The sequence below is a fragment of the Bacillus cereus group sp. BfR-BA-01355 genome, from assembly GCF_022663675.1.
GTDB classification, from domain to species: domain Bacteria; phylum Bacillota; class Bacilli; order Bacillales; family Bacillaceae_G; genus Bacillus_A; species Bacillus_A thuringiensis_S.
Genome location: NZ_JAKUFY010000028.1, coordinates 26,305 through 52,169, shown reverse-complemented (window position 1 = coordinate 52,169; position 25,865 = coordinate 26,305). Strand labels below are relative to the sequence as shown.

Genomic DNA, 25,865 nt, shown 5'->3' with positions numbered 1-25,865 from the left:
CTCTATTAACCTTTTATTCTTTTAAATCACGAAAGTATACAATTAAATAATAGAATCATAAACCCTATCATTATGAGGCTGGTTAAGATTATTTCTTTCAATACCGTTACTCCTTTTTTGCAAAAAGATAAAATATCTTATTTAATTCAACAACAAATGTTCACTATTCTAAATCCCGACGCATCATTTTAGAATTCGCAATGAACAACGCACTAATTAATACAAAGATTGCACAGGCATATAACAATAAATCTAACGGACTATCGTGATCTATAATGATGAGACGCACAATAGCTGTTATACCTATATATATAAAATATCGTAATGGAAAATGAAAATTCATTTGAAAATACTTTATAATCATTACGATGAATTCAAAGTACAAAAAGAATATAACGATACTATCAATTAAATGATAACTAGATTCATTATTATCCAATTTCAGTTCTTGTATAAACTGAATGACTTCTTTCATAAGAAATACACTTAGAACAACCCCTAAGCAAATTAAAGCTACATTTAAAATGTACTGTAAAACGATAGGGAAATACGAAAACACTATTTTAAAATTCTTTAACACAAACATTTTTCTCCTTTACCATATAAAACGAAAAGCGAACATACACTACAATTCAATTATCATTATATTTAATTTTTATTTTTACAAATAATAAGGAACGACAAAATAGGTAAAGATAAGATTTCACCTATTTTGTCTATATAGCAGCACAACGAAATTACAATTAATTACTTCAATGCAATTGGTTGTTGTTGTGTCACACAATGAATCATGCCACCATTTTTATAAAGCTCTCTCACATCAATGCCAACTACTTTACGATCCGGGTATAACTTCTGAATCGTATCGTTTGCGATTTTATCATTCGGATCATTATAATTAGGCACTAATACAACTGTATTCCCAATATAATAATTGATATACGATCCCTTATAATCGAGAGTTTTTCCATTTTCTAAAGCAACTTTTTCTTTACTAAGCGGCAAGTATTCATACTTATATTTCTGTCCTGAAGCATTTTTGGCATCTAACAATGTATTCATATCTTTATTAGATAAACCCCATTCGGCTAGGTCATCTTCTTTCATCGTTACAATGGTAGAGTTATTATGGAATTTAGCAAATCCATCAATATGAAAGTCCGTAATATCTAAATTAGGTACTCCGTCTAACCAAATAAAGTTTGATACCCCAAGGTCACTTATATATTTTTCAATTTCCTTTTCTGATAAATTAGGATTTCTATTTTTATTCGTTACTGCACTTCGAGTTAATAAAGCAGTTCCATTGCTGTCTAACTCAATTGCACCACCTTCAAGGACAAATTTCCCCCAATCAATTCTTTCAATTCCTGATTGTTTACTGACATTCTCTCGTATTCGAGCATCATTTTTGTAAGGCGTTTTCTTTCCCCATCCATTAAATGCCGGGTCTAATATTTTTAAATTTTTATTATTGTCATAAACAAAAATCGGTCCACTATCTCTTGCCCATACATCATCAGCAGGCGCGATAAAGAAATCAATCTTCTCCATATTTAACCCTTCATCTGTTAAAAGCTTATTGATTCTCTTCTTTTCTTCCTGGTCATATGCAACAATGTGGACTTTCTCTCCCTCAGTTAAAGCACTTGCCATCTTAACCCAAATAGGTTCAACTTCCTGCTTATACTCTTCACCATATGTGTATTCATGTGGCCATTGCAGCCATGTACCTTCATGTTTATCTTTTTCATCTGGCATCGTATATTTCCCAGCATTTTTCTGTACCTCTACTTTTTCTCCTTCTTTCCCTTTAACATTTTCATTGTTACCCTCAAAAGAGCATCCACTAATAATCGTTGTAGATAATGTAGCTATTAAACAAAACTTTATTGCTTTTTTCATTTTTTCAACCTCCTGTTCTTGTCTCCAATAATGTAAAGCTTCACATAGTGTGAAGCTCAAGCTTTTTTATCAATGTAAAAATTACCAATTATTCTTTACATTACTTAGCATTTAACTACCTATTTTGGTTTATTCAAATGCCAATCACCTTTCTTACCTATTTATCCCGCTATTTGTGGGCAGTAAGTAAAACTTTACAAAATAAAAAAATCGGTATTGATAATTACATATCAATACCGATTTTTTATAATTATTTTCCTTCTATTAAATCATTCGCCATTTTCCTAAATTCTTGATTAAATGCATCATTCATACCATTTTGGACGTTAGAAAATAATATGACAAACGTTCGTTTATCCCAGTTAAAATTATTAAAAGTGTTCCAGCCAGCTAATACACCGTGGTTATGATAATAATCTGGGTAAATATAGAAACTAAATCCATATTTTCTTGCAGGTGATGCAGAAAACATATCTGATACACTTTGTTTAGAAAGTAGTTTACCATCCATAATAGCTTCATCTAACTTTTTCATATCTTCAACAGTCGTATACATTTCACCACAACCATACAGCCAGTTCATTTTTAAGCGAGGCGTGGCTATTAACTTATTATCTTTTTTCGTATACCCTTCTGCTAAGAAAATATCCTCTGGAAGTGTTGCGCCCATTCCAGATTCATGCATTTCAACAGGAGTCAAAATATTTTCTTTCACATATTCAGCAAGTGGTTTATTCGATATTTTTTCTACAATATATGCAAGCACCATATAATTATAATCTGTATATTTCCATCCTGTCCCTGCTGGAAATTGTAACGTTTGTGCCCCAATCCACGTTACTAATTTTAACCGTGATGCTGCGTCAACACTACCTTGTCCCTGTTCTGGTAATCCAGACGTATGTGTTAACAAATTTCGTAACGTAATGTTTTTATCTGCCGGAAACGATGGGATATATTTATTTACATTGTCTTCAATGTTCAACTTCCCTTTTTCTTTTAGTTGCATAATAGATATTGCAACAACTGTTTTCGTAATAGACCCAATGCGATATTTCGTTCTTGGAGTTGTTAATACTTGATCTTTCACATTCGCATAACCGTACCCTTTTCGTAAAATGACATGATCTTTACTTGCTACAAGAACACTCCCATTAAATCCTTTATCTTTTAAGTACTGATCTAGTTTTCCAGCTGCAATTTCATAACGCTTTTTCGCATTCGCATCAACTTCCTGCTTAACATCTTTTTGCTTACTATTTACATTTGAAAATGCCTTTACATCATATTTTTTTCCTTTATTTGCATGTATTAGTGTAACAACACTTCCACAAAAAACAGCAAAAATAAAGAAAACGATTAACCATTTCTTTAACATACTAGGAACCCTCTTTTATCTAGTTTCACTTAACGTACATCCATTCTATTTTATATCTTTTAATTATCAAGTATATTATAATATTATTTAATATTCACTATGTTAAAACTAGATTCCTTTTTCTCATTTTCAATTTTGACTACTCTCTATTGTATTTCTTTCTAGCAAAATTTCCAACATACAATCGGATGCATTACACTATAATTTCAAATTCTTTTGTAACATTTGTTACATACTAAAAAGAATGGAGATGTAATATGAAAAACACCGATAAACGCAACCGTTTAGATGATAAGATGTTTCATTATCGGATAATAAAAAACAACATGATATTAATTGAATATTACGGAAAACAAATTATGATATTAAAAGGAAATGATGCTGAAAAATTTTTAAATAAAATAAATCATGCAAATAACGATAAAGAAAAACAGCTAATTATGGCTAAAATTACAGGTAATTTCAAAAGAGGTAATGAACGAAATTGAAAACGAATCTCATTTACATTTTGATTATACAACAAATAAAAAAAGAAATGTCGCTCATTCAACATTTCTTTAGACTTTCTTCACAAAAAATTTACATTGCTAACATTCCTTTATTTTCTATAATTCCTATATAAGCTAACCGCTGAAATAGTTAGTAATACAACTATGCATAACCACGCATACGTATATCCCTTCTTATCTACAATATAACCAAATAAAGCAGGTGCAACAATAATGGAAATTTGATTTAATGTAAGTGCAAAACTCACTGTCATCCCTACCGATTCTTCACTTGCTGATTCTGCAACTTCAGTTATAAAAAGACTAAACCATCCAATCGAAAAGAACCCTAACAATGCACTTACACCATACAATACATTCGTTATTGTATGTATGCTCATTACTAATATTAGAATGAAGAGAATAGAAATACAAACAGTTATAAATAAAGGGGTGCGCCGATTTCCCTTATAAAACAAATCACTAGTAGCTGCTAATATAACCCTACCAACCATTCCAGAAAAGAACATAACGGAAAATACTTTTCCAGCTAAAATTGGCGTGATTGATTGTTCCAATACTAAAAATTTTATAAAGTGTGCAACTAACACCATTTGCAATGAAATCATACAAATGCCAGTTATATAAATTGCATACAACTCTTTTTTACACATCACTTCTTTTAACTGCATCCAAAAAGAAAGTTTAATACGTTCTTGTTTAACTTTCTCTTGAATATATGGTTCCTTATAAAATATAAAAAATAAAAACCCTCCAATTATACAAATGCATGCAATACTATTTACCGCATAAGCCATATTATATTTTATTGTAAGAAACGGGATCAATACTCCCGCTAACGTGCCACCAATCGGTATACCAGCTTGTCTAATCCCCATTGCTAACCCGCGATTTTCTTTTGGGAACCACTTTATTATCACCTTACTTCCTCCTGGCTGCGAAACACTATAAAACGTTCCTACTAATAAAAGTACAAAGAGTAACCCATTAAATTCATTGACCATATTAGTCAGTAAAAATGAACCTCCTAGTAAAAATGAGCTTATCGAAATTAACAACTTTTCATTGTATTGATCAAGTAGCCGCCCGACAAAAAGCATACAAAATAGCGGTCCTATATTTACAACACTTACTAGCAATCCACTCTCCGTATTCGTAAGTGCATATTCTTCTTTCCAAAATAAAGCAAACGCTCCAACACCATACGTTATAAGTGTCGCTGTTGTTTGAGCAACTGTCGCAAAAATTAACATAACCCACTTATAAGTACTATTCACCCTTTCTTCCATTAACACAATAATCCCTCCATCCCCCTTTCATTGTATGAAAGTTCTGATATCATATAAAATAAAGATTTATCATGTAATCCATCAAAAAAAATGATACCTTTTATGGAGGGATGATACTTGGATATAAAAGATTTAACTGTATTTTACGAAGTTGCGAAAGAAAAAAACATATCTCACGCAGCGAAAAATTTAAACTATGTACAGTCTGGCGTAACAATGCGTATGAAACAACTAGAAAACGAATTAGGTGTGCCTTTATTTTACCGAAACGGAAAAGGTGTAACTTTAACTTCTAACGGTGAGATTTTATTAACATACGCCAAACAAATTATCCACTTAATAGATCAATCTGTTAAAGCAGTTCAAAGTAATGGGATCGAACCAAGAGGCACTTTAAAAATTGGATGTACAGAATCTACAACCGCTGTAAGACTTCCATCTATATTAACAGCCTATTATGAGAAATACCCAAAAGTCGAATTGATTTTAGAATCAAATACGACGGAACAATTGATTAGGCTTGTATTAGAACGAAAACTGGACGGAGCGTTTATAGCTGGCTCTACTCAGCATACTGAACTTCATACAAATATATTTCGTGAAGAAGAATTAGTTCTCATTAGCAAAAATCCTTTATCTTCCTTTAAAGACATCGGAGACATGAATTTACTTGCATTTAGTCGCGGGTGCTATTATAGAAATTTATTAGAAGATTGGCTTCAAGAAGAAGGAATTTCACCTAAGCGAGTATTAGAGTTCGGAACAATTGAGGCGATACTCGCATGTGTAAAATCAGGTATGGGCATAGCAATTATGATGAAGTCTATTTTAAATGATCATAAACATGACATATCATTCAACCCTTTACCAAATAGCTTCAAAAAAGTTCCTACTACTTTTATTACTAGAAAAGATATATATCACTCTGCTGCATTACAAAAATTTATGGAGATGACTCACAATGCGTGAAAAGAAAATACGTGGTATGAAACGAAAAACAAACACTTTAATAAAGCGAATTGAGGAACATACAAAAACGTTCCCTTCTATTTTCTATAACGATGAATATTGGAATATGCTATTGCCAGTTTCGCAAACTTTTATCGACTCTCGTAAAACACCTAGAAAAGTAAAGCGATTATGTATTCAAACCTTATTAAATCAAGCAAATCATTTAATAAATATGAAACCGAGCGATACACATACATATCGAGTTGTTGTTTTAATTTCTATAAATAATTTGTGGGGTTCGCAAATCATTATATTTAAAAATGAGGACTACTTTCATAATTTTTTTAATAGAAATAGTGAATTTCAAAAATGGATTCTTCTTTCAAATGAAATTGATTTTTGGGAGAAATCGGAAATTTCAGTTTGCCATTCCTTCGAAACGCTTCGCTTTCAAGAAATTATTTATGATGAAGATGAATGCTATGAAAAAGAGATTCTGTTTATCGGGGAGTTAAATTAAAAAGGGTGTACCTAAAACACTGGTATACCCTTTTTCACTTATTTCCCCTTCAATACACTATGTAATCGATCCGGATAATTTGTAAACATTCCTGTAGCACCCCATTTGATTAACAGTCTCATATCTGGTTTCTCATTAATTGTATAAGGATGAATTAACAGTCCATTTTTCCTAGCTATTTTCATATATGATTCATCAATAATTAGTTCTCCGTTATCATTACGTAAGTTTGGTCCAATACCAGCTGCATACTTTTTAATTTCTTGAAAATCATCATTCGTTACACTTTTCGGTTCATGTGTAATGCCAGACCATTCAACAATTTCATTGTTTTCATTTGGATAATACCAAAGCAATTGAACTAACGGAATATTTTCATTCATACTATGAATCTTTTTCAAACTATCTTTACTAAATGATTGAATCATAACACGGCTAGATGACATGTTTTGACCTACTAAATTATATTTATTTAACAATGCTAACAATTTCTCTTCCATTCCTGGATACACATCTGGTGATTTTGTTTCAATGTAATACTTCATGCTTCTTCCATACTTTTGGAAGATTTCTTCAAGAGTCGGAACTTTTTGCCCAACATACTCTTGCTTAGCCTTTTCTGGATACGCTTTATTAAACCACGTTCCTGCATCTAAACTCTTTATTTCGCTTAACGTTTTATCACGTACTTCGCCTGTTCCATTTGTAGTGCGATCAACTGCTGTATCATGCATTGCAATTAATTGGCCATCCTTTGTTAATTGAATATCTAACTCTAAATAATCCGCTTTCATTTTTTTCACTAAATCATAAGAAGCAAAAGTATGCTCAGGTGCATGTCCACTTGCTCCGCGATGTGCAATATTTAAAAACTTATTCGTATTCCATTCATGCTTCCCTTCTGCTTTCGCATGAACAGCTCCCCCAGCAAAGATACTTCCCGTCATAAAGAAAATAACTAAAACGCTAATAATCTTTCTCATCCTTCTAACCCTTCCTACGTTGCAAATTTCAACAAGCTAATGAGATTTACACGAAATAGAAGACACACTTTCATTATTTTTATAAACCTATATTAAAATTCCAATCTTACAAATATACTTTATCTATATTATTAATATAGAAAACTAGTATTATCCTATTTAATTCCTATAGTCCTCCTTTTCATATGTAACTCTCTATTTTGTACGATTCATTCAATAAAAAAAGCCATAAATTATTTAGAATACACTCCTGTATCCCTAAATAAATTTATGGCTTTTCTCAAATATCTCCGGCCTCTATTAACTTGTCGAATTTAATCATATCAAACCTATTGAAATTTGTGAATATTTTTTTCAGTACAGTGAAGCACATAAAACAATATTTCTGTAGTTACTTAAAAATCACATAATAAATTTCTCATTACCTCTTCCAATACTATATCTGGATTTACTACCGTTTTTTCCGAACGCCATCCGATAAAGCCATCTGGTCTAATTAATACAGCACCTCCATTCTCTATACCATATAATTTGCTAAAAATATCTTCTGGAACAACAAAGTCTCCACTTAAGCCAACACGATACCCTTTTATATTTATTCCTAATTTAGCTGAAACAGCATGTGCTGCCTCAGCCCAAGAACTATTTTCTACTCCTATAAGTAATACAAAACTGTTACCGAATAAGTCTAATGTAGAAACTTTCTTTCCTTCATACGTTCCCCATAAATGCGGCGCTCGCGTTCCAAGTCTCCCGTTCAACTCTATGCTATCCATTCTATGTGGAGTGACTGAATTATCTATAATCGCCTCTGAACAATACTGATATCCAACTGTAACAGCTAAAACATCCATATTATTCAAACTGCCTTCCTCTCTATTCGCAGCACGAAACAGTAAACTACTTGCATAAGCTGTCGTTAATTTTGCAACAGAGTGTCTCTCTTCATGATATGTTTCTAACAATTTTGGTTTTGCCTTCCCTTTTATAACAGCCGCTAATTTCCAAGCTAAGTTATGCGCATCTTGTATTCCTGTATTTGAACCAAATCCTCCTGTTGGCGGCATAATATGTGCTGAATCTCCAACTAAAAAGGTTCGATTCCCTTGAAATTTCACCGCTGTACTTTCGGCCGCTTCCCACGGTAAAACACTTAATATTTTTGATTCAACATTTGTACTTCCAATTGCTATTTGAATAATTTGTTTACAACGTTCTATAGTGAAGTCCTCTAGCCCCTCTCCTTTTAATGGATCGTAGGCTACATGATAAATCCATTTTTTTACGTTATCAACTGGGATAAGTGCACCAAGAACCTCCGGATGAAGTACCATCGAAAAACCGAATGCGTCTCCTTGTATAAACTCTCTTAAATCAGCTTCAAAATAAATATTCATATAATAGCCACCAATGGTTCCACGCCCCTCAGTTTTAATCCCTAACTGCTCACGTATTTTACTTTTCGCTCCATCCGCTGCAATTACATAGTCACAATGTATGACACTTTCTTTTTCTGTTTCACGATTTCGAATCTTTGCTTTTGCCCCGTTTTCATTTTGTTCAAATGAAACTAATTCATGATAAAAAGATAGTTGCCCGCCTAGCGTTTTTGCTTCTTGTAACATCATCTCTTCTAAAATAATTTGATAACATGCAGTTTGTTTTGATGGACTAATCTTTTCTATTTTTTGAAGTAACTCTTCATCGTTTCTGTATTGCGTCGCTCTCATTTGTTCCAATTCTTCTTTATTCGCCTCAGCTATTGTATGAACCGCTATTCTTCCTCGGCAGTTCTCTAATGCTTTACCTGCCAATTTAATTCTTTGTTCCAAGCCTAATTCTCGAAATAACTCCATTGTACGTAAAGTAAGACCGCCTGCTTTCGGATGAATGGCAGTAGACGGATGCCTTTCAATAAGTAAGTACTCAATGTTATGTTTTGCAAGAAATAACGCAGACGCTAACCCAGATAATCCCCCTCCAACAATTAAAACTGGTACATAATTCGATTTCATATATTTACCCTCCACATCATTGTTCTGAGCTCAGTGACATAAATATAATCAAAAAAAACATTAAAATATAGACTTATATTTCATTTTGAATTATCATATAGATAGATTACGCCCCAAAATCCCTTTTACCTTTTCATACATCTATAATCCACCTGAATTGTGTCTGTATGAAAGTGTAAAACAAAAGAACGTACTTTACGTTGAACTATGTTCTATCGTAAAAATCAAAAATAATACAAACATTATAAACGGTCGTAACCTTATGGATTATACAAGGTTACGACCGCTTATTTTATTGTTACATCATTTTTTGTTTTTAAAACTTCATCTATTGTGTTATGTAGTCCTTCCAATCCCTTTTCTATCTCCCTATAATTTTCAAAAATAAAAAATTCATTCGTCTCGATTTTCTTTCCCAATATTGCACCTCATACAACAATCATGTAGCATTACCGTATCGAAGTAATGGTTCGTTATCTTAAACCTTTCGACTAATTAGCAGGAGGCAAAGTGATTGAAATGAATAAACAAGAACAATTAAATATTATAAAAAAAGATTTTATTGATTCTCAAAAAGTATTATTGGCAATTGGTGATGAAACACGTCAAGCTATTTTATTAGTGCTAATGGAAACGGAATGTCAAACAGGATTACGTGTAGGAGAAATCACGAAGCAAACACACCTTTCCCGTCCAGCAGTATCACATCACCTTAAGATTTTACGAGAAGCTGGCATTATTTTAATGAGAAAAGAAGGTACAAAGAATTTTTATTATATTGATATACGTACAAAATTAGGTTTATTAAAAAATCTTGTATTAGATATTGAGAAGCTATTGCAAAACTTTTATTAAAACTTGGAGGTATAAGAAATGAAAGCAATGATAATTGATAGATATGGAAAAGTCCCAATGCGTATGGCAGAGGTACCTACTCCTGAAATAAAAGAGTATGAGGTGCTCGCAGAAATTCATGCAGCTAGTATTAACCCAATTGATTTTAAAATACGCGACGGAAAAGTAAAAATGTTACTGAAATATGAAATGCCCCTAATCCTTGGTAATGACTTTGCCGGTGTCATCACGAAGGTTGGATCAAAAGTAACTCGTTTTAAAGTTGGTGATGAAATATATGCTCGTCCAAGAAAAAATAAGATTGGTACTTTCGCGGAGTATATAGCCATTCATGAAGATGATATAGCTTTAAAGCCGAAAAATTTAAGTTTTGAGGAAGCTGCTTCGATTCCACTTGTTGGCTTAACATCATATCAAGCATTACATGACATCATGCAATTACAAAAAGGACAAAAGATTTTAATTCACGCTGGATCCGGTGGTGTTGGTACTTTCGCAATTCAGTTAGCAAAAATAATGGGTGCTACTGTTACAACGACTGCTAGTGAAGCTGGTGCAAATTTAGTAACGTCTCTTGGCGCAGATGAAATTATTAATTACAAAACAGAAAAATTTGAAGATATACTAAAAAATTATGATGCGGTATTTGATACAATCGGCGGTGCAACACTTGAAAAATCATTCAATATTATAAAAAGCAGAGGAAACATTGTTTCCGTTTCAGGTATGCCGAATGCTCGCTTCGGTAAAGAATTTGGTTCAGGATTCTTTAAAACTCTCTTATTTTCATTAGCCAGCAAAAAACTTACTGCACTTGAAAAAAAGCATAATGCTCAATATTCATTTTTATTTATGAAGCCAAGCGGGGATCAATTACGTACTATTGCAAACTATATTGAAGCCGGAAAAATCAAACCGGTAATCGATCGAGTCTTCCCTTTTGAAGATGCGCAAAAAGCAATGGAATATTCAGAGTCTGGAAGAGCAAAAGGAAAAATAATTGTAAAAATTAAATAATAATAAAACCTCCATTTTCTTAAAATGGAGGTTTTAAATTTGCTGTTAAATAGACATAGTGCAATGAAGTCCTTACAATAGATTGCAAGGGGAAATATTATATTATACTTTTAGTTAACTTTACAAAGAATACATACGTACAAATACATAACTTAAAATACAAAAAGGAGGAGATACAATGACTAAAAATAATGAAACAGGTTGGAATTTAGATAATAGTTATACGACTTTACCACAATCATTTTATACAGAAATCCCCCCTACTCCCGTAAGTTCACCGGAGTTAGTTAAACTAAACCATTCATTAGCGATATCTCTTGGCTTGACCCCTGAAGAACTGAAAAAGGAAGCTGAAATTGCTATTTTCGCTGGTAATGCACTCCCAGAAGGAGCTCATCCATTAGCTCAAGCATATGCTGGCCATCAATTCGGACATTTTAATATGTTAGGCGACGGTCGTGCTCTTTTAATTGGCGAACAAATTACTCCTTCAGGTGAGCGTTTCGATATTCAACTGAAAGGTTCTGGCCCTACTCCCTATTCACGCCGAGGAGATGGCCGTGCTGCACTCGGTCCGATGCTACGTGAATATATCATTAGTGAGGCAATGTATGCACTTGATATTCCGACTACTCGCAGTTTAGCAGTTGTCACAACTGGTGAAGCAACATATCGTGAAACAAAGTTACCTGGAGCAATTTTAACTAGAGTAGCTAGTAGTCATATACGCGTCGGTACATTTCAATATGCTGCAGCTCGTGGTTCAATAGAGGACCTGAAATCACTAGCTGACTATACGATAAAAAGGCATTACCCAGAAATTGAAGCTCATGAAAACCGATATACTGCATTACTACAAGAAGTCATTAAAAGACAAGCCAGTCTTATCGCAAAATGGCAACTTGTTGGATTTATCCACGGTGTAATGAACACTGACAATATAACGATTAGTGGCGAAACAATTGATTACGGTCCTTGTGCATTTATGGACAATTACAATCAAGGAACCGTATTTAGCTCTATTGACACACAAGGTCGTTATGCATATGGAAATCAACCATATATGGCCGCATGGGACCTCGCTCGATTAGCAGAATCTTTAATACCAATTCTGCACGAAGATGAAGAAGAAGCATTAAAGATCGCCCAAGACGAAATTTCGAAATTTAGCGTACAGTATGAAAACCATTGGTTCCTTGGAATGAAAAAGAAATTAGGACTATTTAGTACCGAAGAACAAGATCAACCACTTATTGAGCAACTTTTAAAAATGATGGAGAAATATAAAGCAGATTATACAAATACATTCCGTTCATTAACTCTTGATGCTATTGAAAATACAGCTCTATTTGAAAGTCCTGAATATAAAGATTGGTACAAACTGTGGCAATCTCGATTAAAAAGACAAGAACAATTGAAAGAAAACGCCTACGAAATGATGAAAAATAATAACCCATCAATCATCCCAAGGAACCACCGTGTAGAAGAAGCACTAGAAGCAGCTGTTACAAATGACGACTATAGCGTAATGGAGAAACTTCTTGAAGCTTTATCAAACCCTTATGCGTATTCTACAGATCAAGAAGAATACTGCATTCCGCCTGCACCGACGAATCGCCCTTATCGTACTTTTTGTGGGACTTGATTAAAAATTTGTTTTTATTTTAACCCAAAATTTATTAAGTTAACTATTAATCACAAACTTAAAAGTTGCTTTCAATATTGAAAGCAACACATTTAGTATCCAACCTTAAACAAGTCACAAATTATAATTTGTGACTTGTTTAATTACCCACGTTCAATAGAAGATTTGTTTTGCAGGCATCGTTGTATCTTCAGAGACAGCATATGGATTTTCATTAGGTTTTATAATTATAAACATTCTACCATATCCACTGTGAGCTAATTGATTGCAAAGACCTTCTACCATAAAACCCCATAACTCCAGCTGCTATTCCCATTATAGATAATCCAAGTTTTTTCTTTATTTTAATGCTTCTTTTTCAAATATTCTCTTTTTTATTTCATAACTCATAAAAAAATACTTTTCTGCTTTTTCTATATTACCTACCTTATGAAACTCTAATGCCAGACTTTCGGTATATTCGTGAATATACTCCGATAAATTTTTTCTTTCAAAGTAAGAAAAACCTTCAAGAATAATTTTTTCTATTTTTTCTACCTCTAAATGCTGACAAAATCCCTTTAGAATTAAAAAGTGATATCTATATTCATCATTTTTTAATTCCTCACAAACCTTCAATCCACTTTCAATTAATTCCTTCGCTTTTTCTATTTCACCTAATTTATAATATTCTCTTGCCTCTAAAAAGATTGCCTTATAATGAGTAGGCATTTTTTTAGAAACCTCAGATAAGTGTCTAATTGCTAAAACTGAAAGATTTTGACTCGCATACAATAAACCTAAATTATGTCTGATTCTTAATACTAACATTTCAGCATCATTTTTTTGTAAAATGTTTATTGCTGACGCAATATATTCCTCACCTTTATCATGCTGCTTTAATTCCGAAAAAGATAATCCTAATATATTTTCGCACAGCGCTATGTTCACTTCATACCCTGCTTGTTTAACAAAGATATCTCTTGCCTTTGAAGCGTATTCAATAGCTGAATATGCGTAATGCAAGTGGTATTTTAATATAGCAACTCTATAATTAAACTCTGCATATTCAATTTCATCTGAAATATGCTCTAATAACCCTTCAGCTTTTTCAAAATAGTTGCTAGCTTCACTATAATTAGTAAGAATTGTATAATGAATGGCTTTGAATAAATAATAATAATAATTAGAATATTCATCATTCGGTTTAGGCAATGCATCTATTTTATCAAAAGCTTTTTTCAAATTACCTAAACCATCTATTAGCACTTTATATCGAAATTCTAACAGATAATAGTGAAATGAAACCTTTACATCTGATTCGATAATATAAAGCTTTTTATCGATCTCTTCTTTTAATTTTTTTGCTTCACTTATACGTTGAGCTCTAATATCTCGATACCAATCATTCAGCATCTTATTAATTAATTCATTGCCAGTGATTTGTATATTCATCAAATCCACTCTCCTTCTTTTAATTATCATAAAAATAACATAATTCGATTATTTGTATCTATCTATATATATATTTCTCAACAATTGAACAAAATTCATTCACTGAATTTTGTTCAATATTTTAATAGACCCGCTGTAAATATGAATACTTTTTCTTATAACCTCTGAATATGAGTATCCTTAAAATCCGTCTCATATTTCAATCCATATCCAAACATTCGATCCATTCCAATATGTGCTGTCCATATTAAGCCAATCATTATAACGGTATCTATCTTAAAATAGACACCTATTAGAACAATTAATATGGATATGATATATGTGTGACATACATTATATATTTTCGCACCAACGTGATTATTAATCCCATATGCTAACATTGATAGATCCGGCGCTAAAAGGAATACAAAAAATATAATCCAACTAAACTCATAGATCGAATACATATAAATCGCGGCTAAAAATACAACCATTCCTTCAAAATGTACAATACGTTTTTGCATTATTTATCATTCCTATTTTTCTATATTTATTAATACATTTTCATCGCTAAAAGTATTCTTTTCATTTTTTGCATTTTTTGACCAGATGGTTGCTAATATTGGCCCTGCAATGTTATGCCATACTGCCGCTAATACACTTGGGAGTGCAGCCGCCGGTCCAAAATGCGCTGTCGCCAGTGCAACACCTAAACCTGAATTTTGCATTCCTACTTCTATTGAAATAGCCCTTCTTGTCCCTTCGTCTAGTCCAAGTACGAACGCAGTTATATATCCGAGCAAAAAACCGAAAGCATTATGGAGCATCACCGCAATAAAGATAAGAAGTCCTGAAGAAGTAACGCTACTTACATTTGCTGAAACAACTGCAGAAACAATTATGATAATTGCTACAACTGATATTAAAGGAATAACAGTCATTCCTTTATTAACGATATGAGGGAAAAACTTTTTCACTACTAGTCCTAAAATAATAGGCACAATAATGACTTGTACGATAGAAAGAAACATGGACATAGCATTTACTGGCATCCATTGCCCTGCAAGTAATAGTAGAATGAGCGGTGTAGCAATTGGTGCTAGTAACGTTGATACTGAAGTCATTGCAATAGACAACGCTAAGTTCCCTTTTGCTAAATAAACCATAACATTTGATGCAGTGCCACCCGGTACTGAACCGAGCAACACTAACCCAGCTGCTAATTCCGCTGGCAGATTCATAACGTAGGCTAGTACGTATGCGACAAGTGGCATAATAATAAACTGAGCACATACACCGATAATAACTGCTAATGGTTTTGTAGCTATGATTTTGAAATCAACAGCCTTCAATGTTAATCCCATCCCAAACATGACAACCCCAAGTAAAATCGTTATGTAACTAGTTAACCCGAGAAATGGCGCGGGAATGAAATATGCAATAGCTGCAATACAAATAACCCAAAATGCAAAATACTTTCCAGCTATATTACTTATCGCTTCTAGTACTTTCACCCGATCAGCCCCTATCTTTTAATTGAAACACCTTATTCGGATTCAAAATATTTTGCGGATCAAGAGCTTTCTTTATTTTCTCCATTACACATAATGCCGCCCCATGTTCTTCTTCTTGATACTTTCGTTTTCCGATTCCAACGCCATGTTCTCCTGTACATGTTCCTCCTCGTTTAAGAGCATACAGAACGATACTTTCGTTTATTTCGTCTGCCTTCTTTACTTCCTCTTTATCATTTGTGTCAATCATTAAGAGTACATGGAAATTCCCATCTCCAACATGACCTAGAATACCGCCAATAAGCCCTACTTTATCTAATACCTCTTTCGCATGTTGAATCGCGCCAGCTAATTCCGAAATTGGCACACATACGTCTGTACTCATTAGCTTTTTACCAGGATAACTATGCACGTAAGAGTACGCTAAGTTATGCCTTGCATCCCACAGTTTATTTCTTGCTGCTGTTTCCGTCTCAAACGCAATTTCTTTACATTTATGATCAAGAACGATTTCTTTCGTAAATTCAATATCTTGCTTTAACCCTGCTTCATTGCCGTGAAACTCTAAAAATAGTGTCGGTTCTTCTCTGTAACTTGTTTCATTGTAATGATTTACTTGTTTCATAGATAATTCATCAACGAGTTCAATTCTCGCGATTGGAATACCTGCTTGTAATATGTTAATTACAGCTTCTACTGCATCATTTATAGTTGGAAACGATGCCCTCGCAGCCATAACATGTTCTGGTATACCGTATACTTTTAAAGTTAACTCCGTGAAACATCCAAGTGTTCCTTCTGATCCTACGAAAATACCATTTAAATGATAACCTGATGATGACTTCGCCGCTAAATTCCCGGTATGTATTACCCCTCCATCCGCAAGAACGACTTCTAAATCTCGAACTTGATCACGCATTACACCATACTTTACTGCTGTCGTTCCGCTCGCGTTTGTAGCAGCCATTCCTCCTAACGTTGCATCAGCTCCTGGGTCTACACTAAAAAATAATCCATACTTTTTCAATTCTTTATTAAGCTGAGAGCGCGTCACCCCTGGCTGTACTCTCACAAGAAAATCCTTTTCTCTTATTTCAAGTATTTTGTTCATAAGAGAAAAGTCCATTGTAATTCCTTTTTCGTAAGGAATTACATGTCCCTCTAAACTGGACCCTACTCCAAATGGAACGACAGCTGTTCCGTGCTGAATCGCTATTTTCATTATCGCGCTAACTTCTTCGGTCGTTTTTGGAAAAACAACTACATCAGGTAAACTACTAGTATGATAAGATTCATCTTTACTATGTAACTCTCGTACTGTCATATTTATTACTACTCGATCTTCAGGAAGTATGCCTTTTAATTCATTTACTACATGTTCAATTGTTATTTCCATAATCAACTCTCCTTTTTAATTTTAAAACAAGTATACCATCTTTATACAAAATAATTAGAAAAATAAGATTATTAAACCTGAACATACAAAAAAGAACCTGCAGCACACGCTACAAGTTCTTTTTCACTACATTTTAAACGATTTCTTTATTAACAACATAAACCAAATTAAAGTAACTGCCATCAACGAATGAGAAAATCCTACAATATAAGTTAACCCTTTAAAGTCAGCTCCATTTAACTGAAGAAGCCCTCTCGCTGCTAGCGAACCTAACATTAATGTTAATGCAATGTTATGTAAAACAAACCACTTATTAAACCCTTGCACTTCATGAAACGCGAATACTTTTGCTAATCCTAAAGCAATTAAAAAGAAGAAAAAGCCAAGTACAAGTGTATGTGTATGCAAAAGATTTAACAAAGTAGATCCTAAAATCCCTTTATACTTACCATACTCCCTAGCGAAAATCCCTGATAATAAACCGATAATCAAATACGTAAACGATGCATTATATAATTTCTTCATTATGTACCTCCTTGAGTAGAATGTGTAGTGTGTCATATTTAGCAATAATGATAGTTATATAGTAAAAATTCCTAGTTACCTAGGAGTCATTGTATAAGCATCTCACTCTTTACAATCAATCCTAATTATAAAATATCTCTCTATACAAAACAAACGAACTTTATGTGAACAACCCCCCATTAAAATATGTTGCACTTTTGTTTTACACAATCCATACTAATTGTTATAACTTTTTAAAGGTGGTGTAATCATTGATAGTTCTTAAAACAGAACGTCTTAATCTTCGTTGGTTTGATATAAAAGACGCTCCTTTTATTCTTGAGTTAGTAAACGATCCTGCATGGATTCAGTTTATCGGTGACAAAGGAGTTAGAAACTTAGAAGATGCAAAAAATTATATTGTAAACGGTCCCATCGATATGTATAACAAACTCGGATTTGGCCTTTACTTAGTAGAACGAAAAGAAGATCTCACTCCACTTGGTATGTGTGGCCTTATTAAAAGAGATTCATTAGAAGACGTTGATATCGGATTTGCCTTTTTAGAAACATTCCGTTCAAAAGGATATGGCTACGAGTCAGCTTCTGCAATAATCGAATACGGTGTACAAAAGCTCGGCATGAATCGAATTGTAGCAATTACTTCTATAGATAACATCGCCTCAGGAAAGCTTTTAGAAAAAGTAGGATTACGATTTGAGAAGATTATTTCAGGGTCTGGAGAAGATTTAAAATTATTTGGGTATAACGCATAGTAAAGAAGGTCGCCGTGAATGGCGACCTTCTTTACTATTGTAATAATATTTTCCTACACATTGAGATTGCTTGTTGTATAAGGAAGCCTTTCTTTTTTCCATGCAAGAAATCCTCCCTTTAAATTCACTACTTCCTTTATACCAGCTCTTTGTAAAATACTAGCTGCTATAGCGGAACGTAATCCGGTTCGACATTGCAAAACTATTGGACAATCTTTCGGTATATAATCTAGTTGTTCAAATAGATTACCTAAAGTGATATGTATTGCATCATGAAGGTGTCCTTCCTCCCACTCTTTTTTACTACGCACATCGATAACCTTAACGCTTCCACCTTTTATATGCGGATATAATTCAATCGATGTTTTTTCTTTGTAACTTTCAAATCTATCAAGTCTTTGTATTACTTTTAAGGGTGCAAAAGCAATAATATTATCTAACCCAATAGATTCAAATTCTCTAATAATTGCCTCCACTTTAACCTTTTCCTCATCTAGAATTATTAACGTTTCTGTTTTATAATCTAATAACCATCCACACCAAGTTGTGAAAGAATTGTTATAAGGTATGTTAATTGACTTCTCGATATGACCTGCAGCAAAACTCTCTACATCCCTTATATCAACTATTTGATGAACGCTCTTCAAAATTTCTTGAAGTTCTTCTACTGTATTAATAGCATTACTTTTTCTCTTCTTACGAATTGGCGGACCATACTTATTTAAATTCTTCATTAATGAAAAATACTTTGGAGGCTCTGGCTGTCCCGTCAATAAAGTTGATATAAAATCACTTTCTTCATTACACTGAAATGCCCAATTGAACATCTTTTCATAACCTAATGTAGAAGTTGGAATTGCTCCTAATGCTTTTCCACATGCGCTTCCCGCACCATGTGATGGCCATATTTGCAAATAATCAGGAAGTATTTTTATTTTTTGTATAGAATCAAATAATTGTTTCGCTCCTATTTTTGCAGTATCTTTCATACCGACTGCAGTTTCTAATAAATCCGGTCTTCCTATATCTCCTACAAATATAAAATCACCTGTGAATATCCCTATCGGTTTATCATTCGTATAATTATTTTGACTTGTATCAGTCACTAAAAAAGAAATACTTTCAGGCGTATGCCCTGGGGTGTGAATTACATTAAATTTTATATGACCTACTTTAAACTCTGTGCCCTCTCTAACCAATTTGTATCGACCTTCATTAAGATATTGATATTTCCAATCACAATCTCCTTCATCAGATACATATAAATTTGCATGATAAAGATTGGAAAGTTCTCTAGACCCAGAAAGAAAATCAGCATGAATATGAGTCTCAGCCGCAGCAATTACTTCCATTCCCTCTTTCTTAGCAAATTCTATATATTGTTCTATATAGCGACCTGGATCAATTACAATTGCTACGCCTTCCTTCTGACAACCGACTAAATAGGAAGCATGTGCTAATTTTTCATCATAAAAATATTTTAAAAGCATAGCTATTCCCTCCAAATAGGTATTTCAAATTGCTTTTCAATTTTTATAACCACTTTCTATCTTCCCCTATAGGATCCCTTTCAACATAAAATTCCAATACATATATGGCAACATAAATCTTTTAAGTAAAAACATACTATACCTTTCTTTCGCTTGATTAAACGGAAACGTTTCTTGAGGCTCATGTTTATAGTTAAATTCAGCGAGTATAAGACTTTTATATCCTGTAATAATTGGACAAGATGTATACCCATCATATTTAGCCTGCAAATCTCTTCCACTAAGTACGTCCATAATATTTTGTTTTAAGACAGGTATTTGTTTTCGAATTGCCGCTCCAGTTTTAGAAGTAGGTAAATTAGTACAATCTCCAAGTCCGAAAATATTTTTATACTTTACATGCTGCAAAGTATAAGGGTTTATATCTACCCATCCCTGATAATCACTTATTTCACTCTCTTTAATAAAATTTGGTGGCCCCATTGGTGGAACAACATGTATCATACTATATGGTATGGTTTCTCTTTTCAGCGTTTGCGTATCTTCAAAAATTGCTTCTCTCTTTTCGGCGATAATTTCTACTAAGTTTTTATTATAATTCGTTATAATTTGCTTTCTTTCTAGTACTTGTTCTAAAGTATTTGCATATCGTGGAACCTGAAATATGTCAGTGTTTGCAGAATAAAACATTACTTCACTTCTGTTTCTTACACCACTATTACAAAAATACTCCTCTGCTAAATACATAATTTTTTGTGGAGCACCACCGCATTTAATAGGAGTATTAGGGTGGGTAAAAAGCGCATTTCCTCCTTTAAATTTTTCGATTTCTCTCCAAGTAGAATCAACATATGTATAAGAATAATTGCTACATACCCCATTAGTCCCAATAGATTCTTTTAAGCCCTTAATACCTTCCCAATTTATTTGTATACCAGCTGCTACAATAAGAATTTCATACTCAAGCAGCAGTCCGTCATCTAACAGTATCTTATTTTCATCCGGAAATAACTTAACAACACTTTTAGGGATCCACGTTGCCCCTTTTGGAATAAGCGATTCTTGATCACGCATTGTACTTTCCTTTGAAACAATTCCTCCCCCCACTAAACTCCATAGTGGCTGAAAATAATGTTTTTTTGACGGATCAATAATCGCTATACTTTCTTTCAATAGGGGGATATTTCTTAATAAATGTGCAGTAGAAGATAGTCCTGCAGTCCCAGCACCAACGACAATAATTTTATAACTATCTCTGGTCTTCATTATCCTCTTCCTATCTAAATTTAATTTTTAAATTAACTAATTTGTGGCCGTATTTTCATCGTAGTAAAATTATTATACGTTAAAAACATCACATTTTTATCTTATTAAAATGAAAATTCTGTTAATTTTACCATCAACATTACTTTATGCGTAAATTCCTTATGTTACTTCTTTAATTTGTTTCAAACACTACAAACTTTATATTTTTCAATATTATACTGTATTCTAGCTACATTTAATTACATCACATGCCAATAGACATTGGATTATAAGTCACTTGAAACAAACTACATAGAAACATCCAGTGTCCACATATACAATAATAGGATGGTTTTATATTAATTAATCACTTATATAATTTTTCCTTACAGTTTATCCTTGTCTCAATACTCTCTCAAAGTATCCTTTGTCACTTATAAGAACCGGAATATTCAATTTAGCAATGCGAAAAGTTTGTTTTCAAATATTTTTGTTTATATAAATTTACAAATGAAATTATGGTTATTTAGTTTATATGTATGCAAATCCATCCTGTTGAGCTATTACTCTTTTAAAAACCTCATATGTATTATTTTTATTTAATTTTGTTTACACCCTTAAAAAAAACGAGCATATGATAGTATATACTAATCCGAAAGCCCTATAGTCTACTTTCTAAGAGCACTGATTTGTGTTCTTTTTTTTAATGAAGATTATGTTCAATTTTTGTTACATTATTAAAACTTCCATTTGTTACTCTGAAAAATTCCTCACTTTATAATTCCTATTCACAGTATTTTGACCTTGGAATAGCTAATTACTATATCATAGAATATCTTTTTCATTAAACCTTCTGACCATATTGTATTTATTAAACCTTTGTATTGTAGGATTTAATAGTTATCTCATTGATCATAAAGAGATAAAACCAGAAAGTGATTTCTATTAGTCCAAGCACTTCATGTTACTCCCACATACACTATAAAATGTTTGGACTTTATTACTTCAATTAAAACTTAAAGTTAGGAGGATTTATTATGGCAGATTGTACAGGTTTAGCTTGTTTTCTATTCTCTTCGTGGCCAACGGGAACAGTTGTTACAATTACTACTAGATCAGGTCAAATTATTGGACCTGCTACTTTTTCACTGTTCTTTCCGAATATATGTGCAGTAGTATTGGAAGAAGAAGATGTGATAACCCCTTCATCTACCAATACTACATTCATAAGTTGTGAAGATATAGAAAGTGTTACTTTAACCACTCTTTAAAATGATTCATATTTTTCTAGCTTAATCCATATTTAAGACATTCTAATGAATGTCTTTTTTCATGAAAAATCTAATCAGTATCCCCTGAGATGTAACATTCTATTGACCTATTATTTCAATAAATTGCTTTAATTTAAATTTTTTCTCTTCTAAAGGTTACTTGTCTACACATCGTTCTACAAAACTTCATATGATATAGTATATTGTTTAAAGGAGGAATAAATTTGTTCTTATGCAATTTATTTGGTTGTTCAGGTGGAGTATGTAGTATTTTTAAAAATTTACAGCCAGGCGAAGTCGTTACTGTGACTGGTAAATCTGGGAATATTATTGGACCTGCTATTTTTACAAATTTTAACCCTAATACTTGTATCGTCACATTAGAAGAGGAAAATTCAGTTACTCCTCCTACTACAAGTATTACTAAAATTAGTTGTAAAGAAATAGAAAGTGTTACGTTTATCTCATAATATATTTTAAACCTAAAGCAGGGGTTGAAATATGAAACTCTTATACATTACTTCTGGTTACTCAAAAATTTATCAATATCTAGATCAAAGCATACAAGGAACACTTATAGATCAAAATTTCGAATGGTTAGCGATACAACCGAGTGAATTAATACAACAATTGGATTTCATTACAACAACTTTTCATCCCGATATTGTATTCACCTTATTAGGTAATCATCTACCACAAAAAGCAATTCAATATTTTAAAAAATGGAACATTAAATTAGCTGTCTGGTTAACTGAGGATCCATTTTATATAGATACTTCTCTTCTTCTATTAAATAACTTTGATTTTATATTTACTATTGATAGCGAAGCACTTAAATATTACACAGCTTTAGGATATACCAATGTATATCACTTACCATTAGCGGCTAATATAGACGTATTTAAACCTAGTCTAAAAAATATAAAATATAAAAGTGAAGTATTATTCATTGGCTATCCTTATCCAAACCGAGTAAAATTAATACATTTCCTTTTAGAAAATACCCCCTATCACTATACTATTATTGGCCGACATTGGAGAAATAAGTTATTAAAAAAATGGAAAAATCACCGAAGAATTAAAATTATAGAAGAATGGATTCCACCTCAAGAAGTTGCGCTCTATTATAACAACGCTAGTCTTATTTTAAATCCTCATCGTAGTCATCTATTTCCACAAAATAAAAATAAAAATAAAGTAAAAAATAATACTATTAATAATCGTACGTTTGATATTGCCGCTTGCCAAGGCTTTCAAATTATTGAAGAAAAGTCTGATCTTTTATCGTTCTTCAATAAAGATGAAATTATATCCTATAACAGCTTTGAAGACTGTTTAAATAAAGTATCTCTTTATTTGGATGACACGATTTCAAAAAGATTAATGGTTGAAAAAATTCATACAAAAGTGATAACACAGCATACTTTTCATAAGAGAATCCACTTTATAACAACTATTTTACAGTCACAGCTTTATTAAAATAGAAATCCCCTTGTGCATATAGATGCACAAGGGGATTTCTTCAAATTAATCTATAACATATTCTTAACTTTTATTTCACTTGAAACATGTATTTTTTATAATTTTTATGCACCGATAAGATAAGCCCGATCATTATCATATTTGAAAACAGTGAATTTCCTCCATATGATAAAAAAGGAAGTGCAATTCCTTTTACTGGCATTATACCAATATTTTCGAAGATTCGAAGTGTTAGAACACTAATTGCCCCGCACATAGTAATGTACCAAACAGATTCTCTGCTGAATATGCAATTATAGTTACTCGATATATAAGAAGTAACAAGACCAATACAACGAGAGCCGCTATTATAAATCCACCTTCTTCAGCGATGGTAGCAAAAATAAAATCAGTATGCTTTTCAGGAATATATACACTTCCTTGACCAAATCCTTTTCCATGTAATTCGCCACTTCCAACAGCTAAAAGAGATTGTTGCGTTTGATACCCTTGATCTGTATTTTCAGCTGGATTCAGCCAACCTATAATGCGTGATTGTTGGTGAGGTTTTAACCTAGTAACTAATTCTTTAAAGAAAAAATCTGGATATCTTACGTATGTAAATATTAATGTAGATAGTAGAGTTACCGGAATGAATGTACAAAATGCAATTAATTTCTTTTGAATCCCTGATATGAATAAATACAATAGATGCTGCGTATAAGAACACCATCCCTGTATCTGGCTGGCTATATACCAGAGCAATAGGAGGAATTGAGACTAACATAATTTTTCCAACCAACAGGAAATCAGTTTTATATGTCCGAATCATATATTTAGCGTTATGATTCATTACTAAATTTGCGACAAATATAATTAGTGCAATTTTGAAAAACTCCGATGGTTGAATTTGAACAATAACAGGAAATTGAAACCATCTTTTTGCTCCCAATTTAACGGGAGTAAATGTTGATTCTGGTAGTATTTTTAATATAACAATTGATGCAAATCCAATAATATACATTGGACAAGATAAATTTTGCCATTGATCCCACTCAATACTTGCAACTAATATTAACAGTACAAAACCAATTAAATAGTTCCTACCTTGCTGAAATGCAAAGTTTGTGCTTCCATACTGGCCAGTTTGTTAACTACTATTTTATGTTTCATCGTCACATTATAATGAAATAGTCATATATTTTCTTGAATTTTAAAAACCTAATTCACTTTTCAATATCTCATTTCTTCCTTAAAGAGGTCTTTTTATAGATGCTCTTCTTAAGTTTTTCAGCATAAAACTAAACATTCCGTCAATACTAAAGATAGGCGAAAGCCAGAACTCATTTAAACGTCCCTGTAGTTCTTCTCTTTTCTTTATTAAGCAGCTAGCTTTCACTAGCTGCTCTTTTATTTACATATATCATAAGGATTTGAATATATTATGTTTGAAAGTACGCTGTTTTATCAAAAGGTGATCCGGTGACAATTTCTTTTTTATTTCTACAAAATAAATTTTTTACTAGATACCTTTTCGTATAATATATGCAAGCTTGTTAACACTATAAATGTAACTTTAGGTTACATATCTATTACTTTCAGGGCCTAATTTTCTTTTGTGCAACAAGTGTTTAGCTAGCTTCGCTGGCCACTTTGTTGTACCGAATGAACTTTTTATTTCTCAACACCTAACATATGGTATCGATATTCCAATAATGGTAATATGAA

24 protein-coding genes and 1 pseudogene are annotated in these 25,865 nt (G+C 32.6%); 10 read left to right on the top strand and 15 right to left on the bottom strand.

The features are described 5' to 3' along the window. Positions 1 to 163: 163 nt before the first annotated feature. The 3 genes from psiE to MR167_RS12100 all read right to left on the bottom strand — a co-directional run bounded on the left by psiE (position 164) and on the right by MR167_RS12100 (position 3,283). Entirely contained in the window at positions 164 to 580 is a 417-nt protein-coding gene (gene psiE / locus MR167_RS12110; RefSeq protein WP_242314736.1) for a phosphate-starvation-inducible protein PsiE, read from the bottom strand. 167 nt (positions 581 to 747) lie between these two features. Beyond that, a complete protein-coding gene (locus tag MR167_RS12105; protein WP_242314734.1) occupies positions 748 to 1,905 on the bottom strand; it encodes an agmatine deiminase family protein in 1,158 nt (385 codons plus the stop codon). A 250-nt stretch (positions 1,906 to 2,155) separates the two neighbouring features. Continuing rightward, positions 2,156 to 3,283 (bottom strand): serine hydrolase domain-containing protein, encoded by a 1,128-nt coding sequence (locus MR167_RS12100; RefSeq protein ID WP_017763463.1) that lies wholly within the window; start codon positions 3,281 to 3,283, stop codon positions 2,156 to 2,158. Between the two features lie 257 nt (positions 3,284 to 3,540). Here MR167_RS12100 and MR167_RS12095 point away from each other — a divergent pair, with 257 nt between their 5' ends. Then, positions 3,541 to 3,771 carry a hypothetical protein gene (locus MR167_RS12095; RefSeq protein WP_000798785.1) on the top strand — a complete coding sequence of 77 codons (231 nt, stop codon included), beginning with the start codon at positions 3,541 to 3,543 and terminating at the stop codon, positions 3,769 to 3,771. 110 nt (positions 3,772 to 3,881) lie between these two features. On the opposite strand, the gene MR167_RS12090 is transcribed toward MR167_RS12095, so the two are convergent. Further along, positions 3,882 to 5,081 carry an MFS transporter gene (locus tag MR167_RS12090; protein WP_015945864.1) on the bottom strand — a complete coding sequence of 400 codons (1,200 nt, stop codon included), beginning with the start codon at positions 5,079 to 5,081 and terminating at the stop codon, positions 3,882 to 3,884. A gap of 117 nt (positions 5,082 to 5,198) precedes the next feature. Between MR167_RS12090 and MR167_RS12085 the strand changes: the two genes are divergently transcribed. Both MR167_RS12085 and MR167_RS12080 read left to right on the top strand, forming a co-directional pair. Beyond that, complete coding sequence (locus MR167_RS12085) at positions 5,199 to 6,050, top strand: LysR family transcriptional regulator (RefSeq protein WP_000351677.1); 852 nt, start codon at positions 5,199 to 5,201, stop codon at positions 6,048 to 6,050. Beyond that, complete coding sequence (locus MR167_RS12080; RefSeq protein ID WP_242314732.1) at positions 6,043 to 6,552, top strand: DUF3916 domain-containing protein; 510 nt, start codon at positions 6,043 to 6,045, stop codon at positions 6,550 to 6,552. Before MR167_RS12085 ends, MR167_RS12080 begins: the two co-directional genes overlap by 8 nt. Positions 6,553 to 6,590: 38 nt before the next feature. Here the strand turns inward: MR167_RS12080 and MR167_RS12075 are convergent, their stop codons facing one another. Together MR167_RS12075 and MR167_RS12070 are read right to left on the bottom strand one after the other, a co-directional pair. Beyond that, on the bottom strand, positions 6,591 to 7,535 hold the full coding sequence (locus MR167_RS12075; protein ID WP_001226347.1) for a glycerophosphodiester phosphodiesterase: 945 nt from the start codon (positions 7,533 to 7,535) through the stop codon (positions 6,591 to 6,593). 395 nt (positions 7,536 to 7,930) lie between these two features. Beyond that, positions 7,931 to 9,550: an FAD-dependent oxidoreductase gene (locus MR167_RS12070; RefSeq protein WP_242314730.1), complete on the bottom strand. Its 1,620-nt coding sequence runs from the start codon at positions 9,548 to 9,550 to the stop codon at positions 7,931 to 7,933. A gap of 510 nt (positions 9,551 to 10,060) precedes the next feature. Here MR167_RS12070 and MR167_RS12065 point away from each other — a divergent pair. The 3 genes from MR167_RS12065 (at position 10,061) to MR167_RS12055 (ending at position 13,067) form a co-directional block, all read left to right on the top strand. Beyond that, positions 10,061 to 10,405: an ArsR/SmtB family transcription factor gene (locus MR167_RS12065; RefSeq protein ID WP_000571870.1), complete on the top strand. Its 345-nt coding sequence runs from the start codon at positions 10,061 to 10,063 to the stop codon at positions 10,403 to 10,405. An 18-nt stretch (positions 10,406 to 10,423) separates the two neighbouring features. Beyond that, entirely contained in the window at positions 10,424 to 11,422 is a 999-nt protein-coding gene (locus MR167_RS12060; RefSeq protein ID WP_079245796.1) for an NADP-dependent oxidoreductase, read from the top strand. A gap of 178 nt (positions 11,423 to 11,600) precedes the next feature. After that, positions 11,601 to 13,067 carry a protein adenylyltransferase SelO gene (locus MR167_RS12055; RefSeq protein ID WP_106103460.1) on the top strand — a complete coding sequence of 489 codons (1,467 nt, stop codon included), beginning with the start codon at positions 11,601 to 11,603 and terminating at the stop codon, positions 13,065 to 13,067. A 153-nt stretch (positions 13,068 to 13,220) separates the two neighbouring features. Here the strand turns inward: MR167_RS12055 and MR167_RS32950 are convergent, their stop codons facing one another. The 6 genes from MR167_RS32950 to MR167_RS12030 form a co-directional block, all read right to left on the bottom strand. Continuing rightward, positions 13,221 to 13,352, bottom strand: a complete 132-nt coding sequence (locus MR167_RS32950) for a hypothetical protein (RefSeq protein ID WP_106103459.1) — start codon at positions 13,350 to 13,352, stop codon at positions 13,221 to 13,223. 54 nt (positions 13,353 to 13,406) lie between these two features. Then, complete coding sequence (locus MR167_RS12050; protein ID WP_001025501.1) at positions 13,407 to 14,501, bottom strand: response regulator aspartate phosphatase; 1,095 nt, start codon at positions 14,499 to 14,501, stop codon at positions 13,407 to 13,409. A gap of 155 nt (positions 14,502 to 14,656) precedes the next feature. Continuing rightward, the gene (locus MR167_RS12045; protein WP_001172057.1) at positions 14,657 to 15,004 is read right to left on the bottom strand and encodes a DUF4260 domain-containing protein; all 348 of its coding nucleotides are present in this window, start codon (positions 15,002 to 15,004) and stop codon (positions 14,657 to 14,659) included. Between the two features lie 12 nt (positions 15,005 to 15,016). Further along, on the bottom strand, positions 15,017 to 15,994 hold the full coding sequence (locus MR167_RS12040; protein ID WP_000865817.1) for a bile acid:sodium symporter family protein: 978 nt from the start codon (positions 15,992 to 15,994) through the stop codon (positions 15,017 to 15,019). 4 nt (positions 15,995 to 15,998) lie between these two features. Then, entirely contained in the window at positions 15,999 to 17,390 is a 1,392-nt protein-coding gene (locus MR167_RS12035; RefSeq protein ID WP_000406576.1) for an FAD-binding oxidoreductase, read from the bottom strand. 126 nt (positions 17,391 to 17,516) lie between these two features. Next, entirely contained in the window at positions 17,517 to 17,915 is a 399-nt protein-coding gene (locus tag MR167_RS12030; protein ID WP_000737896.1) for a DUF2871 family protein, read from the bottom strand. Positions 17,916 to 18,166: 251 nt separating this feature from the next. Between MR167_RS12030 and MR167_RS12025 the strand changes: the two genes are divergently transcribed. Beyond that, positions 18,167 to 18,670, top strand: coding sequence for a GNAT family N-acetyltransferase (locus MR167_RS12025; RefSeq protein WP_000636433.1), 504 nt, complete (start codon positions 18,167 to 18,169; stop codon positions 18,668 to 18,670). 53 nt (positions 18,671 to 18,723) lie between these two features. Here MR167_RS12025 and MR167_RS12020 read toward each other — a convergent pair whose 3' ends face one another. Together MR167_RS12020 and MR167_RS12015 are read right to left on the bottom strand one after the other, a co-directional pair. Continuing rightward, entirely contained in the window at positions 18,724 to 20,160 is a 1,437-nt protein-coding gene (locus tag MR167_RS12020; RefSeq protein ID WP_000925301.1) for an MBL fold metallo-hydrolase, read from the bottom strand. Positions 20,161 to 20,226: 66 nt separating this feature from the next. Beyond that, positions 20,227 to 21,426: an FAD/NAD(P)-binding oxidoreductase gene (locus MR167_RS12015; protein WP_000857326.1), complete on the bottom strand. Its 1,200-nt coding sequence runs from the start codon at positions 21,424 to 21,426 to the stop codon at positions 20,227 to 20,229. Between the two features lie 1,016 nt (positions 21,427 to 22,442). Between MR167_RS12015 and MR167_RS12010 the strand changes: the two genes are divergently transcribed. The 3 genes from MR167_RS12010 (at position 22,443) to MR167_RS12000 (ending at position 24,155) form a co-directional block, all read left to right on the top strand. Next, positions 22,443 to 22,676 carry a hypothetical protein gene (locus MR167_RS12010; RefSeq protein WP_000752669.1) on the top strand — a complete coding sequence of 78 codons (234 nt, stop codon included), beginning with the start codon at positions 22,443 to 22,445 and terminating at the stop codon, positions 22,674 to 22,676. Between the two features lie 224 nt (positions 22,677 to 22,900). Continuing rightward, positions 22,901 to 23,146 carry a hypothetical protein gene (locus MR167_RS12005; protein ID WP_000477970.1) on the top strand — a complete coding sequence of 82 codons (246 nt, stop codon included), beginning with the start codon at positions 22,901 to 22,903 and terminating at the stop codon, positions 23,144 to 23,146. Positions 23,147 to 23,177: 31 nt separating this feature from the next. After that, entirely contained in the window at positions 23,178 to 24,155 is a 978-nt protein-coding gene (locus MR167_RS12000; RefSeq protein ID WP_242314728.1) for a CgeB family protein, read from the top strand. A gap of 73 nt (positions 24,156 to 24,228) precedes the next feature. Here MR167_RS12000 and MR167_RS11995 read toward each other — a convergent pair. Beyond that, a pseudogene (locus tag MR167_RS11995) lies at positions 24,229 to 25,287 on the bottom strand (FtsW/RodA/SpoVE family cell cycle protein); the annotation flags it as partial. Positions 25,288 to 25,865: the final 578 nt, after the last annotated feature.

What these genes read in the sequence shown, in the direction of transcription:
- MR167_RS12010 (WP_000752669.1), top strand. Translation starts at nt 22,443, where the DNA reads ATGGCAGATTGTACAGGTTTAGCTTGTTTTCTATTCTCTTCGTGGCCA.
- MR167_RS12050 (WP_001025501.1), bottom strand. Translation starts at nt 14,501, where the DNA reads ATGAATATACAAATCACTGGCAATGAATTAATTAATAAGATGCTGAAT.
- MR167_RS12075 (WP_001226347.1), bottom strand. Translation starts at nt 7,535, where the DNA reads ATGAGAAAGATTATTAGCGTTTTAGTTATTTTCTTTATGACGGGAAGT.
- MR167_RS12070 (WP_242314730.1), bottom strand. Translation starts at nt 9,550, where the DNA reads ATGAAATCGAATTATGTACCAGTTTTAATTGTTGGAGGGGGATTATCT.
- MR167_RS12080 (WP_242314732.1), top strand. Translation starts at nt 6,043, where the DNA reads ATGCGTGAAAAGAAAATACGTGGTATGAAACGAAAAACAAACACTTTA.
- MR167_RS12055 (WP_106103460.1), top strand. Translation starts at nt 11,601, where the DNA reads ATGACTAAAAATAATGAAACAGGTTGGAATTTAGATAATAGTTATACG.
- MR167_RS12100 (WP_017763463.1), bottom strand. Translation starts at nt 3,283, where the DNA reads ATGTTAAAGAAATGGTTAATCGTTTTCTTTATTTTTGCTGTTTTTTGT.
- MR167_RS12020 (WP_000925301.1), bottom strand. Translation starts at nt 20,160, where the DNA reads ATGCTTTTAAAATATTTTTATGATGAAAAATTAGCACATGCTTCCTAT.
- MR167_RS12045 (WP_001172057.1), bottom strand. Translation starts at nt 15,004, where the DNA reads ATGCAAAAACGTATTGTACATTTTGAAGGAATGGTTGTATTTTTAGCC.
- MR167_RS12000 (WP_242314728.1), top strand. Translation starts at nt 23,178, where the DNA reads ATGAAACTCTTATACATTACTTCTGGTTACTCAAAAATTTATCAATAT.
- MR167_RS12060 (WP_079245796.1), top strand. Translation starts at nt 10,424, where the DNA reads ATGAAAGCAATGATAATTGATAGATATGGAAAAGTCCCAATGCGTATG.
- MR167_RS32950 (WP_106103459.1), bottom strand. Translation starts at nt 13,352, where the DNA reads ATGGTAGAAGGTCTTTGCAATCAATTAGCTCACAGTGGATATGGTAGA.
- MR167_RS12090 (WP_015945864.1), bottom strand. Translation starts at nt 5,081, where the DNA reads ATGGAAGAAAGGGTGAATAGTACTTATAAGTGGGTTATGTTAATTTTT.
- MR167_RS12015 (WP_000857326.1), bottom strand. Translation starts at nt 21,426, where the DNA reads ATGAAGACCAGAGATAGTTATAAAATTATTGTCGTTGGTGCTGGGACT.
- MR167_RS12105 (WP_242314734.1), bottom strand. Translation starts at nt 1,905, where the DNA reads ATGAAAAAAGCAATAAAGTTTTGTTTAATAGCTACATTATCTACAACG.
- MR167_RS12030 (WP_000737896.1), bottom strand. Translation starts at nt 17,915, where the DNA reads ATGAAGAAATTATATAATGCATCGTTTACGTATTTGATTATCGGTTTA.
- MR167_RS12035 (WP_000406576.1), bottom strand. Translation starts at nt 17,390, where the DNA reads ATGGAAATAACAATTGAACATGTAGTAAATGAATTAAAAGGCATACTT.
- MR167_RS12095 (WP_000798785.1), top strand. Translation starts at nt 3,541, where the DNA reads ATGAAAAACACCGATAAACGCAACCGTTTAGATGATAAGATGTTTCAT.